At 44.8% G+C, this 12,689-nt stretch carries 12 protein-coding genes, 1 tRNA gene, 1 pseudogene and 1 riboswitch; of the genes and pseudogenes, 4 read left to right on the top strand and 10 right to left on the bottom strand.

All coding sequences use genetic code 11. The annotated features are described in order from the left end of the window. Positions 1-67: 67 nt before the first annotated feature. From CDO84_RS03950 to CDO84_RS03930, 5 genes are all read right to left on the bottom strand, one after another. Positions 68-604 carry a hypothetical protein gene (locus CDO84_RS03950; protein WP_040083819.1) on the bottom strand — a complete coding sequence of 179 codons (537 nt, stop codon included), beginning with the start codon at positions 602-604 and terminating at the stop codon, positions 68-70. Between the two features lie 100 nt (positions 605-704). Continuing rightward, complete coding sequence (ssuD, locus tag CDO84_RS03945) at positions 705-1,835, bottom strand: FMNH2-dependent alkanesulfonate monooxygenase (RefSeq protein ID WP_040083650.1); 1,131 nt, start codon at positions 1,833-1,835, stop codon at positions 705-707. A gap of 20 nt (positions 1,836-1,855) precedes the next feature. Further along, positions 1,856-2,686, bottom strand: a complete 831-nt coding sequence (locus tag CDO84_RS03940) for an ABC transporter permease (RefSeq protein ID WP_082033034.1) — start codon at positions 2,684-2,686, stop codon at positions 1,856-1,858. Then, on the bottom strand, positions 2,683-3,681 hold the full coding sequence (locus CDO84_RS03935) for an aliphatic sulfonate ABC transporter substrate-binding protein (RefSeq protein ID WP_040083654.1): 999 nt from the start codon (positions 3,679-3,681) through the stop codon (positions 2,683-2,685). The genes CDO84_RS03940 and CDO84_RS03935 overlap by 4 nt, the downstream gene beginning before the upstream one ends. A 17-nt stretch (positions 3,682-3,698) precedes the next feature. Next, positions 3,699-4,466: an ABC transporter ATP-binding protein gene (locus CDO84_RS03930; RefSeq protein ID WP_040083656.1), complete on the bottom strand. Its 768-nt coding sequence runs from the start codon at positions 4,464-4,466 to the stop codon at positions 3,699-3,701. Positions 4,467-4,870: 404 nt separating this feature from the next. Between CDO84_RS03930 and katA the strand changes: the two genes are divergently transcribed. Further along, positions 4,871-6,322 (top strand): catalase KatA, encoded by a 1,452-nt coding sequence (gene katA / locus CDO84_RS03925; RefSeq protein ID WP_040083657.1) that lies wholly within the window; start codon positions 4,871-4,873, stop codon positions 6,320-6,322. A gap of 24 nt (positions 6,323-6,346) precedes the next feature. Here katA and senS read toward each other — a convergent pair whose 3' ends face one another. Then, the gene (gene senS / locus CDO84_RS03920) at positions 6,347-6,544 is read right to left on the bottom strand and encodes a transcriptional regulator SenS (RefSeq protein ID WP_003245192.1); all 198 of its coding nucleotides are present in this window, start codon (positions 6,542-6,544) and stop codon (positions 6,347-6,349) included. Between the two features lie 248 nt (positions 6,545-6,792). On the opposite strand from senS, the gene CDO84_RS03915 reads away from it, so the two are divergent. Next, on the top strand, positions 6,793-8,148 hold the full coding sequence (locus CDO84_RS03915) for an FAD-binding oxidoreductase (protein WP_040083659.1): 1,356 nt from the start codon (positions 6,793-6,795) through the stop codon (positions 8,146-8,148). Positions 8,149-8,185: 37 nt separating this feature from the next. Here the strand turns inward: CDO84_RS03915 and thiC are convergent, their stop codons facing one another. Beyond that, positions 8,186-9,958: a phosphomethylpyrimidine synthase ThiC gene (gene thiC, locus CDO84_RS03910; protein WP_040083660.1), complete on the bottom strand. Its 1,773-nt coding sequence runs from the start codon at positions 9,956-9,958 to the stop codon at positions 8,186-8,188. A gap of 132 nt (positions 9,959-10,090) precedes the next feature. Beyond that, positions 10,091-10,198, bottom strand: a riboswitch (TPP riboswitch). Between the two features lie 59 nt (positions 10,199-10,257). Next, on the bottom strand, positions 10,258-10,959 hold the full coding sequence (locus tag CDO84_RS03905; RefSeq protein ID WP_040083661.1) for a Type 1 glutamine amidotransferase-like domain-containing protein: 702 nt from the start codon (positions 10,957-10,959) through the stop codon (positions 10,258-10,260). Positions 10,960-11,000: 41 nt separating this feature from the next. Here CDO84_RS03905 and CDO84_RS03900 point away from each other — a divergent pair. Next, a pseudogene (locus CDO84_RS03900) lies at positions 11,001-11,270 on the top strand (spore coat protein). Between the two features lie 84 nt (positions 11,271-11,354). Here CDO84_RS03900 and CDO84_RS03895 read toward each other — a convergent pair. Further along, positions 11,355-11,558, bottom strand: a complete 204-nt coding sequence (locus CDO84_RS03895; protein WP_014663285.1) for a hypothetical protein — start codon at positions 11,556-11,558, stop codon at positions 11,355-11,357. A gap of 140 nt (positions 11,559-11,698) precedes the next feature. Between CDO84_RS03895 and spo0M the strand changes: the two genes are divergently transcribed. Beyond that, positions 11,699-12,475, top strand: a complete 777-nt coding sequence (gene spo0M / locus CDO84_RS03890; RefSeq protein WP_040083662.1) for a sporulation control protein Spo0M — start codon at positions 11,699-11,701, stop codon at positions 12,473-12,475. 78 nt (positions 12,476-12,553) lie between these two features. Here spo0M and CDO84_RS03885 read toward each other — a convergent pair. Further along, positions 12,554-12,635: transfer RNA gene (locus CDO84_RS03885), tRNA-Leu, on the bottom strand. Between the last annotated feature and the right edge of the window lie 54 nt (positions 12,636-12,689).

Below are 12,689 nucleotides of genomic sequence, written 5' to 3'. Positions count from 1 at the left end.
TATCATGCTCCCTTTAAAAAAGCAAGCATACCGCTTTGTAAAACAGACGGCCTGAAGCCGCCCGTTTCTAGTGATGCAATTTCACATAATACAGTAACGCATCTTGATGCTTAATGAGCTCTTTTTTATGTTCAGAGGTATGCATTGTCTCGTCAGTCCCTCTAATATTGCTGCCGATCAAAACAGGCTTCTCGAAAGAAATCGGTTCCGGCGATGAAATATTCTGAGTCATTTCCTGTGTTGCGCTATCGTCACGTTTCACCGATGAATCAGCTGCTATATTTCCCTGTTTATCCACAATGCCAAAATGAATGGTGGTGTGTTTATCCTTTCCTTCCCCCTCTTCATTCTCAAAATAAACAAATTGTATGGTATCAGATTTTTCCTCTGAATAATCTGCACGAACTGGACCAACCGTCTCAACAAGCTTTCCCTTTTGATAATGTTCGATGTACATGTCAGCTGAAGAAATACCTTCACCGATATTGACGGCTTCAGCAGTGAATGCCTGTGAAGCTGCAACATCCATTCTGTTTTTTTCAAAATCTGATATGTCCGCTGCTTTGATTTCCATCTGTTTTGAATGTCCGCATGCTGACAGCATAGCTATCAGGCAAATGACTGCTGCGCTTCTCAATGTTTTCAGAAAAACAGCCCCCTTTTTGAAAATCATACCATATTCGGGGGCTGTATTTTAATTAAACTCATGCATTTTTCTCTTTGACAAAATAAGTGTTTCCTACTGCTTCTCCCCTTTTGTTCTGAAGCTTTCTCGTCCGATCGTTTTCAAACGGCAAAAGTGGAAATACAAGCTCTGCAAAATAATACGCTTCTTCTAGATGCGGATAGCCGGAGAATATAAATGATTCTATGCCGAGTGCCTGATACTCCGCTATCCGGTCGGCAATAGTCTGCGGATCACCGACAAGGGCTGTTCCTGCCCCTCCTCTGACCAGACCGATCCCCGCCCACAGATTCGGGCTGATTTCAAGCTTCGTCCGATCGCCTTGATGAAGAACGGCCATCCGCTGCTGGCCTGAAGAGTCGTAACGGCTTAAAGCAGCCTGCGCTTTGGCAATGGTGTCATCATCCAAGTGGCTGATCAAGCGCTCAGCCGCTTCCCACGCCTCTTGTTCAGTTTCACGGGCAATGACATGCAGCCTAATGCCAAACCGGACAGATCTCCCTTCTTTTTCCGCCTGCTTTTTGACTCTCTCAATCTTTTCTTTTACTTGTTCAGGCGGCTCCCCCCATGTCAAGTACACGTCTGTATGCTTTGCGGCAGCTTCAATCCCTGCCTGCGACGATCCACCGAAATAGATAGGCGGATGCGGCGCTTGCTGCGGGGCGAAAAGCAGATTGCTGTTTTCCACTTTTATATGCTTTCCTTCATAGGAAACCGTTTCTCCCTGCAAAAGTTTTCGCCAAACGGTTAAAAATTCGTCTGTTGCTTCATAGCGCTCATCATGACTGATAAACAGGCCATCACCTGCCAGCTCATACGGATCGCCCCCTGCCACAACGTTGATCAGCAGCCGTCCGTCTGAAATGCGGTCTAGGGTGGATGTCATTCTGGCTGCTAAAGAAGGCTGCATTAAACCAGGTCTTACCGCGACTAAAAATTTCAAGTCCTTTGTTTCTCCTGCCAGCGCCGACGCTGTAAGCCACGGGTCCTCGCACGATCTTCCCGTCGGCAGAAGAACCCCTGTATATCCCAGCCTGTCTGCCGCCTGCGCGATTTGTTTAAAGTAAAGATGATCCGCAGTCCGTCCATCACTTTCAGATCCTAAATATCTCGCGTCTCCATGAGTCGGTATAAACCAAAGAATTTCCATATTCATCCCCCTTAGATACTCTATCCTTCGTAGCTGTTTCTCCACTTTAACAGCTTTCGTTCAAGCAGCCTGACGAAGGAATCCGTCAGCTTTCCAACCACTGCAAAAATGATAATCCCTGCAAAGACTTTGTTCGTTTGTGAAAATTGTCTCGCATCCATAATCATATAGCCGACTCCCGAGCTTGAGCCCATCAGCTCTGCTACAACGAGCCCGAGCCATGCAATGCCGAGCGATAAGCGAATGCCTAGCAATATATTGGGCAGGGCTGCCGGCAATATCACTTTGGTTATCTGCTGATGCCATTTAAATTCAAGGACCCGAGCGACTTCAAACAGCTTCGCATCAACTCCGCGGATACCGTTAAACGTATTGATATAGACGGGAAAGAAGGCACCGAGCGCAATCAGCAAAATTTTAGATACTTCGTCAAATCCGAACCATAAAATAAACAGCGGCGTGACGGCCAAATGAGGTACCGTTCTAAGCATTTGCAACGACGGATCAAGATACAGCTCCGTTCGTTTTGAGAATCCGGCCAAAATCCCGATTATCAATCCAAGTCCCGCACCAAGCAAAAAACCAAGCGCCGCCCGATAAATGCTGATTTGCAGATGGCCGAACAGCTCACCGGACAAAATAAGCTCCTTAAAGGTCAGGACAATCGTCACAGGCGTAGGCAGCACTGTAGCGGACACAAGCCCCAGCGCGCCGATAATCTGCCAGATGGCAATGATGGCAGCTGGCAGTAAAAGCCCCTTCGTCCAGCCATACTTCTTCCTTCCGGGTTTTTTTCGCACTGCTTCCGCATTCGTTTTGGGCAGCGAGCCCGCAGCCTCTGCTTTCATCACTGATCACCTCCTGAGGAATATTCCTTTAATGCTTTTTTGATATAAGTGTTATCCACAACATCCTTCACATCAATCTTCTTATCTATTGCCTGCGTTCGAAATTGAAAATCTGCTGTTTCCTGCTGTGCTTTCACAATATCGTCACTAATGACCTCATTCAGGGGCTCAGTATTCTTCAGCACATTTTCGACGACCTTTTTATCGAGATCTTTAATGTCTGCATACAGTTCTGCTGCTTCATCCAAATGTTCCTTTTGCCATACAACAGCCTTATTAAACACCTTCAGAAAACGGACCACTTCGTCTGGATGCTCTTCTGAAAACTTGGTTCTTACTAAAGTAAAGCCCGGTGAATATAAATCTGTGCTTTCTCCGTTCACAAGGATTTTTGCTCCGTGTTTCATTGTTTCTAATGACAAGTACGGCTCCCAAATGGACCAGGCATCAACAGATCCGTTTTCAAACGCCGAAGCCGCTTCATCAGGCTGAAGCTGAATAATTGTCACATCATTAGCTGACAACCCGACTTGATCAAGCGCTTTATACAAAAAATCAAACCCGCTGCTGCCTTTGGCGACTGCAATTTTCTTCCCTTTTAAGTCCTTGACGTCCTGAATGCCGCTGCCTTGATTCACAAGGATGCCGTTTGCTTTCAAACCGTCCTGAGACAAACCAATTTCTTTAAAGTCAATGCCTGCCGCCTGTCCAGCGATCACAGGCGAATTGCCGACCTGAGAAAAATCAAGTTTGTTCGCCGCAAGGCCTTCAAATTGGGGCGGACCGCTTTGAAACTCCACCCATTTCACTTTGATGCCTTCTTTTTCAAATGCATCTTCGAACCAGCCTTTCTCCTTCGCGATCAAAAGCGGACTTAAGCTTTGCTGAATACCAATACGAATTTCCTTCAATTGTTTGTGATCACCATTAGCTCCGTTTGCTCCGCAGCCTGCGAGCAGAAAAATAACGGCAGCCAATACAATGAGCCTTTTTTTCATTTCCGCTTCCGCCCTTTCTATATCCCTGATCCTTCAGCGTACTCCAAATCTTCTGTTTTCTCGAATTCCGACAGCACTTTCTGCCTGATCGCTTGGAAATCCGGAGTCGTCCGGTTCCGCGGATACGCCAGGTGAATGGGCATCAGCTTATGGATTTTCCCCGGTTTGGCCTTAAGGATCGCAAGCTCATTTCCTAAATAAACAGATTCATCTATATCGTGAGTTACAAGAATCATCGTTGTTTTTTTCCTCCTCCATATCTCCAGCAGCACGTCCTGCAGATGTTTTCTTGTAAAAGCGTCAAGTGCACCAAACGGTTCATCTAAAAGCAGCACCTCAGGCTCCCGCAGAAGGGCCCGGGCAATGGCAACTCTTTGTGACATGCCGCCTGACAGCTCGCGCGGATATGCTTTCTCCGATCCTTTCAATCTGACAATCTCGATCAGTTCATCCACCTTCTGTTTGACTTTTGGGTCCTTCAAATTCAAGTCGGCGGCAATATTCTGCTCAACCGTCAGCCAAGGAAAGAGGCGGTGCTCCTGAAAAATAAATCCTTGCTGAATCCCCGGAGCTGTTACGCTGCGGCCGTTGATTTCAACACTCCCGTCATATTCAGAATCAAGTCCCGCAATAATCTTTAACAAGGTGCTTTTCCCGCACCCGCTCGGTCCGATAAGCGTTAAAAATTCACCTGGTGCGATTGATAATTGTATGTTCTCTAAGACCGTGTTTTTGCGGCCCTCTTGAACAAATGACTTTTCTTTGATGCTGATGGTCACAGCCACTTTTATCCCCTCTTTCTGCCAACGCCGCCTTCAAAAAACAAAAAGGCCCCCATCTCTGTTCTTGTAGAGATGAGAGCCTTCGGCGGTCCGATCAGCTGCCCAATTGTTTTTTGTTTGAATAACATGTTAATTCAAATTATTCCGATATGTCAACTCTTTTTTAAAAATGCGGTTTTTGATCCTTGTTTATCACTTACTCTGCTTGTTTCGCAAGTAGAGTAGAAAAAATGATTTCTCCGAAAATTATTAAATGCTATGCAACAGCTGATATAACAAGGTTTTTCACCATTTCCAATACTAGATATCGCTTAATATAGATAACTATTTTATAATAATTATAAAATAATATTGACTTTTTAATTAGAGGTGATATTATGTTCTTATAAATTCCAAGAGGTGATTACATGAGTTCAAATAAACTGACAACTAGCTGGGGCGCTCCGGTTGGAGATAACCAAAACTCAATGACTGCCGGTTCTCGCGGACCAACTTTAATTCAAGATGTACATTTACTCGAAAAATTGGCCCATTTCAACCGAGAACGTGTTCCTGAACGTGTTGTTCACGCTAAAGGAGCAGGCGCACACGGATATTTTGAAGTGACAAACGACGTAACAAAATATACGAAAGCCGCTTTCCTTTCTGAAGTCGGCAAACGCACACCGCTGTTCATCCGTTTCTCAACAGTTGCCGGTGAACTTGGCTCGGCTGACACAGTTCGCGACCCACGCGGATTTGCTGTTAAATTTTATACCGAAGAAGGAAACTACGACATCGTCGGCAACAATACGCCGGTATTCTTTATCCGCGATGCGATTAAGTTCCCTGATTTCATCCATACACAGAAAAGAGATCCAAAAACACACCTGAAAAACCCTACGGCTGTATGGGATTTCTGGTCACTTTCACCAGAGTCACTGCACCAAGTGACAATCCTGATGTCTGACCGCGGAATTCCTGCGACACTTCGCCACATGCACGGCTTCGGAAGCCATACATTCAAATGGACAAATGCCGAAGGCGAAGGCGTATGGATTAAATATCACTTTAAAACAGAACAAGGCGTGAAAAATCTTGATGTCAATACGGCAGCAAAAATTGCCGGTGAAAATCCTGATTACCATACAGAAGACCTTTTCAACGCAATCGAAAACGGTGATTACCCTGCATGGAAACTATATGTGCAAATCATGCCTTTAGAAGATGCAAATACGTACCGTTTCGATCCGTTTGATGTCACAAAAGTTTGGTCTCAAAAAGACTACCCGTTAATCGAGGTCGGACGCATGGTTCTAGACAGAAATCCGGAAAACTACTTTGCTGAAGTAGAACAAGCGACATTCTCACCTGGAACACTCGTGCCTGGTATTGATGTTTCACCGGATAAAATGCTTCAAGGCCGACTGTTTGCTTATCATGATGCACACCGCTACCGTGTCGGTGCAAACCATCAAGCGCTGCCAATCAACCGCGCACGCAACGAAGTGAAAAATTATCAGCGTGACGGACAAATGCGCTTTGACAATAATGGCGGCGGATCTGTATACTACGAGCCTAACAGCTTCGGCGGCCCGAAAGAGTCACCTGAGGATAAGCAAGCAGCATATCCGGTACAAGGTATCGCTGACAGCGTAAGCTACGATCACAACGATCACTATACACAAGCCGGTGACCTATATCGTTTAATGAGCGAAGATGAACGTACCCGCCTTGTTGAAAATATTGTTAACGCTATGAAGCCGGTAGAAAAAGAAGAAATCAAGCTCCGTCAAATCGAGCACTTCTATAAAGCGGACCCTGAATACGGAAAACGCGTCGCAGAAGGCCTTGGATTGCCGATTAAAAAAGATGCTTAATTGAAATGCAAAAACCCGCTGTAATCAGCGGGTTTTTTTATATTTAGTTACGCATTGCGTATGCTTCTCATCAATCTTCATATAAATTTCCTCCATGAGCTCCGCGCTGTTTATGATCTCTCGTTTGTTTTTTTCAATCAGCAGCTCGAGCGGCAAAATCTGATTCCCGTAGGTTTTTCGCTTCCTGAATCGTTTTCTTCCCTTTTCTTTTTTGACCCCCATCAATAATCCCTCCTTTTTCATACAAAAAAGGCCCTTATCTAAAGATAAGAGCCTTCGGTGTTCCGATCAGCGCGACAGTTTTGAAAATTTGTACTGACCATGTTAATTCATACAATACCGACCTGTCAACTATATTTTGAAGCTATTGACGCTTTATTAGATTATATCCACGCTTTTTCCTTATACACTCTTTTACCCTGACGCATAAGCTAGAGAAACTAGAATACGTGAGAAAGAGATGTGGGAGTGTGGAAAAGACAAAACTGACCGGACGTATCGTGACACGGGATGATCCGGACTATAACGAAGCAAGAACCAATATTAACCTGAGCTTAGAAAGGTATCCTGACATCATTGTGTTTTGCCAAAACAAAAAAGATGCACTCAATGCGCTGAAATGGGCGCGTGAAAACCGTGTGCCTTTCCGTATTCGAGGCGGCAGGCACAGCTATGAAAACTTTTCCCTTTTAAATAACGGTCTTGTTATTGATTTAAGCGAAATGAAAAAAATAACTGTAAATCAGGATAAAAAGCTTGCCTATATTGAAGCAGGCGCTGAATTGGGAGAAGTCTATCGGACTCTCTGGCAATACGGCCTGACGCTTCCCGCAGGCACCATTGCTAATGTAGGGCTCACAGGTTTAACTCTCGGAGGAGGTATTGGACTTTTAACAAGGGCTGCCGGTCTTACTTGTGACCGCCTCGTGAATCTCGAGATGATAATAGCAGACGAAAAAGAGGGCGCTGATTTGGTTACAGTCAGCTCTTCAAACCATCCAGACTTATTTTGGGCGTCTCAGGGAGGCGGAGGCGGCAATTTCGGCATTGTCACCTCCATGACATTTCAAGCAGTGCCCATCTCTCAAGTGTCGATTTTTTCAATTACATGGGGCTGGGATGATTTTAAAGAAGTATTTAACACGTGGCAGCACTGGGCCCCCTATACAGATGACCGGCTTACCTCATCAATAGAGTTTTGGCCTAAAGAAGTAAACCGGATAGAGGCCCTCGGCCAATTTGTCGGTCCAAAAACAGAGTTAAAAAAACTGTTAAAGCCTTTATTGAAAGCAGGAAGCCCGACAAGCGGAATGGTAATCGCAATGCCCTTCATTGAAGCGGTAACCTTTTTTAACAGCCCGGGAGGCAATCAGCCTCAAAAAATGAAACGCTCCGGCTCTTTCATTGAAAAGCCATTATCAGAACGTGCGATTTCAACGATTAAACACTTTTTGGAGCACGCTCCGAATCAAAACGCCAGCGTCTGGCAGCAGTCGCTCGGCGGAGCAGCCGGACGGATCGCTCCAGACCAAACAGCATTTTATTATCGTGATGCAATCATTGCCCAGGAATACCTAACAAACTGGACATCCCCTGAAGAAAAAAGACAAAACGTCCGCTGGATTGAGAGGTTGAGAACATCCCTTTCGAGAGAAACGATGGGGGACTACGTAAATTGGCCAGATATCGAAATCAGAAACTGGCCAAGAACATATTACGGCGAAAATGTTGAACGACTCCGCCGTGTCAAAACGAAATATGATCCAGAAAATGTTTTCCGCTTTGAACAGAGTATTCCTCCGCTTCGACGCTCTCTGTTTTTCTAAAAAAATGAAGATGGAGCATTCTCCATCTTCATCTTTTTTATTGATATAAATTGCTTCCCGTATCGACAAATTCTTTTGCTTTTTCTTTTAATCCTCTATTTATGGCTTCTGCTTCACTGAGATCGTTTTTCTTCGCATAATCTCGAATATCCTGAGAAATTCTCATGCTGCAAAACTTTGGACCGCACATGGAACAGAAGTGAGCGGTTTTTGCTCCTTCAGCCGGCAGAGTTTCATCATGATATTCAAGCGCTCTTTCCGGATCAAGAGATAGATTAAACTGATCCCGCCAGCGGAATTCAAAACGGGCTTTCGATAACGCATCATCGCGGATTTGCGCTCCGGGATGCCCTTTTGCAAGGTCCGCAGCGTGCGCAGCGATCTTATATGTAATGACTCCTTCACGAACATCATCACGGTTTGGCAGCCCTAAATGCTCCTTCGGCGTTACATAACAAAGCATTGCTGTCCCATACCAACCGATCATCGCCGCCCCGATCGCTGAAGTAATATGGTCATATCCAGGGGCAATATCCGTTGTCAACGGCCCTAATGTATAAAAAGGAGCTTCTTTACAAATGTCCATTTGTTTATCGACGTTCTCTTTGATTTTATGCATCGGAACATGTCCAGGACCCTCAATCATCACCTGAACATCATGCTTCCACGCAATTTGCGTCAGCTCTCCAAGCGTCTCTAATTCAGCAAACTGTGCTTCGTCATTAGCATCGGCGATTGATCCGGGACGCAGGCCATCCCCAAGAGAAAACGCAATATCATACGCTTTCATGATTTCACAGATCTCTTCAAAATGAGTGTATAAAAAGCTTTCTTGATGGTGAGCCAGACACCACTGTGCCATAATGGCGCCCCCACGGGACACGATACCAGTTGTCCTTTTGGCAGTCAGCGGCGCATACCTAAGCAAAACACCCGCGTGAATCGTAAAATAATCCACTCCCTGTTCTGCCTGCTCGATCAGCGTATCACGATAAATCTCCCACGTTAAATCCTCCGCTACGCCGTTTACTTTTTCAAGCGCCTGATAAATCGGAACAGTTCCCACAGGCACAGGACAATTGCGAATAATCCATTCACGCGTCGTATGAATATCTTTTCCTGTAGAGAGATCCATCATTGTATCTGCTCCCCAGCGGATGGCCCACGTCATTTTTTCCACTTCCTCTTCAATGGATGACGTAACAGCTGAATTCCCGATATTCGCATTAATCTTCACATGAAAATTCCGGCCGATAATCATCGGCTCACTTTCAGGGTGATTAATGTTTGAAGGAATGATTGCCCGGCCGCTTGCCACCTCGTCTCTTACAAATTCGGGAGACACGTGCTCTCGAATAGCGATAAACTCCATCTCAGGTGTAATGATTCCCTTTTTGGCATAGTGCATTTGGGTGACATTATGACCAGCCTTCGCCCTCAGCGGTTTCCGCTTTAGCCCTGGGTAGCTTACGTTTGGATTTGCTTTTTTATAACCATTATCTTCTGGTTTTATTGCACGACCTTCATATTCTTCCACATCACCGCGCTCTGTAATCCACTTTTGGCGGAGCGGCTTTAATCCTTCTTGAATATTAATAGTAACTTCGGGGTCCGTATACGGTCCGCTTGTATCATAGACACGCACAGGTGCGTTTTCCTCCTCGCCGAACGATCCCGTCGTCGGACTCAATGTAATCTCCCTCATCGGCACTTGGATGTCTGAAGAAGAACCCTCCACGTATACCTTTTTGCTGCCAGAAAAACTTGACATAATAGAAATGTTGGCTTGCTGCACTGAATTGTTTTGCATTACTTATCCTTCCCCTCTCTACGTTTGAAAGGACAAAATCAAGCCCATAACCAGCACAAAAAACCGGATTCATAAAAATGAACCCGGTTACAGTCAGAAAGAAACATATTATTGCCCAGCACGACAATAATAAAAACAATTCCTCTACTTCCCCACGCTGGTACGAACCAGATCAGGTCCAAAGGGTTAAGAAGCTTACCTTCTCTCTCAGCCCGAAAGCGGGCACCCCCAGTAACTATTGATTTCGGACTCATCTTAACATAAAACCAATCGAAAAAAAAGAGGAATATAGAAAATATTCAGCTAATTGAATCCAAATATGTGACGGGCAACGGGATTTCACATATCCCATGTTCATCCCTCATCACCCGATATGCCTTTGCATCCGATCTTGAACTCACAGTCTGAAACAGCTGATCATTTATGAAATGGAGAGCCGCCCCATCGTCCGCCGCATAGCCATTGCACAAGAATTCGTTAGCTATCAGCTGGTGGTATGCCGGTCTCCGATCCTTTTCCCCGTCATAATGAGGACAAAAGCTCCCTTGCAAAAAACCTAAACTTTTCATACTTGTCAGCGGCCCGGTCGAATCTGTCACGCCTTCTTCAAACCAGCATATCGCACCTGCACTTAATCCAGCTAAAATCACTCCGTTCTTCCATGCCTCTCTGAGAATAAAGTCCAGCCCCCATTCCTTCCATAGCACAAGCATATTGCGCGTATTTCCCCCGCCAACATAGATCACGTCCTTTTCCATAACAAAAGAAGTTAAATCTGTTGACGGCGGCTTAAATAAGGATAAATGAGACGGCACACAATCCATTGTTTGAAACGCATGATAATACCGCTGAATATAGTTTTGGGAATCTCCACTCGCGGTCGGCAAAAAACAAATACGAGGTGACTCCCGTTCCGATTGATTGAGGATATATTGATCGAGGGACAAATTTTCCGGCTCCATCGAAAAACCCCCGCCTCCCATCGCAATAATCTGTTTCATCATTACACTCCCCAACAAAATTTGTTGTTTATTATAGCATTTTGAATAGAAGCAAGAAACAAAGCAAAATACTTTCTTATCAGGAGCTGCTATAAAAACCAAAGGAGGTGGCTTGCTCATTGAGTCTTTATCCCGAAGACATTTTTGATTTGTTAACAACAATAAAAGCCAGCATGAAAAAATACACTGTCGCAATAACAGAAACCGCAAACCCGCACATCAGAAGAGCATTGCATGATCAATTAGATACAGCTGCCCATCTCCATGATGAACTGTCAGATCTTCTGTTCGAAAAAGGGTGGCTTGGGTGAGCAATTTCAAATTGATTCGCTTTTATCTTGCAGCAAAGACCACAAAAAGAGACGGGATCTCAAAGATGAGATGCCGTCTCTTTTTTATTGCTCCACTCTTCTTAAAGCCTCGTTTACCGTTTCTTTTATAAACGCGTCTTCACCGCTTAATCGGTCTAAACTGAGATCGCCGTTTCTCAGCCTTTCGGAAATATGGTTTATATCCTCCTCTACTGTGATTTGCAGCTCACCAGCCAAAAACATTCTGTGTAATTCATCTGCAACCAAATTTTCTTTATTCACTTCCACCTACTCCTTTGTTTTCAATATTATTCTTAGTCTGCCCTTAGGCTTAGATGAATAATAGGAAAAAAGTATGAATAAAATGAATCTTTTTTCCTCCTTCTTGCGTATATCTGTTGAGAAAAAGAAAAAGGGGAAGATCAAACATGTCATTTTTTAAGAAACTTGCGGCAAGTGCCGGAATCGGAGCTGCAAAAGTCGATACAATTTTAGAGAAAGATGCATATTTTCCGGGAGAAGAAGTACGGGGAACTGTACACGTCAAAGGCGGAAAAATCGCTCAGGACATCCGCTATATTGACTTACAGCTTAACACCAAGTACGTCATTGTAAAAGACGATGAAGAACACCGGAAATACGCTACAATTCATTCTTTTCGGGTCACTGGTTCATTTGCCATTCAGCCCGGAGAAGAGCGTCAATTTCCGTTCGCATTCACTCTGCCTCTAGATACGCCGATCACTGTAGGAAAAGTAGAGGTTGCCGTGGTGACAGACCTTGACATTCAAGGCGGTATCGATAAATCTGACCATGACCGCATTTTCGTTGAAGCGCACCCTTGGATTGAAAATGTCCTGGATGCTATCGAAAACCTGGGCTTCCGTCTTAACGAAGCAGACTGCGAACAAGCGCCCTACTTCCAGCGCCGTCTTCCATTCGTTCAAGAATTCGAGTTCGTTCCGACTTCCGGATATTATCGTCAGATGCTTGATGAATTAGAGCTCATTTTCCTTTTAGAAGAAGACGGTTTGGAAATCATTTTCGAAATCGACCGCAGAGCAAGAGGACTCCGAGGGTGGCTGGAAGAGATGTATAATGACGGAGAACAGCTTGTACGCGTCCGTTTCAGCCAATCAGAGCTTGAAGATGCCGAAGGTCTTGAAGAGGTGTTAGAAGAGATCATAGACCAATACGCTGAGTAAGTAAAAAAAGGAGCTGAGGCTCCTTTTCTTCGATAAAAATAAAAACCCGTTTCTAAATAAGAAACGGGTTCTTCAGTATACCGGTGGTCGGGGTCGAACCGACACTCCAGAAGGAACACGATTTTGAGTCGTGCGCGTCTGCCAATTCCGCCACACCGGCAAGTTTTTTACGTCGTATCTAACCGACGAATATAAATATATCATGGATCTCATA

It is taken from the genome of Bacillus sp. MD-5 (assembly GCF_002201875.1).
GTDB classification, from domain to species: Bacteria; Bacillota; Bacilli; order Bacillales; family Bacillaceae; genus Bacillus; species Bacillus stercoris.
This window is presented reverse-complemented; position numbering and strand designations above follow the sequence as displayed.

Coding starts and splice junctions, on each gene's coding strand:
- CDO84_RS03950 (WP_040083819.1), bottom strand. CDS start 604: ATGCTGTCAGCATGCGGACATTCAAAACAGATGGAAATCAAAGCAGCG.
- ssuD (WP_040083650.1), bottom strand. CDS start 1,835: ATGGAAATTCTTTGGTTTATACCGACTCATGGAGACGCGAGATATTTA.
- CDO84_RS03935 (WP_040083654.1), bottom strand. CDS start 3,681: ATGAAAAAAAGGCTCATTGTATTGGCTGCCGTTATTTTTCTGCTCGCA.
- katA (WP_040083657.1), top strand. CDS start 4,871: ATGAGTTCAAATAAACTGACAACTAGCTGGGGCGCTCCGGTTGGAGAT.
- senS (WP_003245192.1), bottom strand. CDS start 6,544: ATGGGGGTCAAAAAAGAAAAGGGAAGAAAACGATTCAGGAAGCGAAAA.
- thiC (WP_040083660.1), bottom strand. CDS start 9,958: ATGCAAAACAATTCAGTGCAGCAAGCCAACATTTCTATTATGTCAAGT.
- CDO84_RS03905 (WP_040083661.1), bottom strand. CDS start 10,959: ATGAAACAGATTATTGCGATGGGAGGCGGGGGTTTTTCGATGGAGCCG.
- spo0M (WP_040083662.1), top strand. CDS start 11,699: ATGTCATTTTTTAAGAAACTTGCGGCAAGTGCCGGAATCGGAGCTGCA.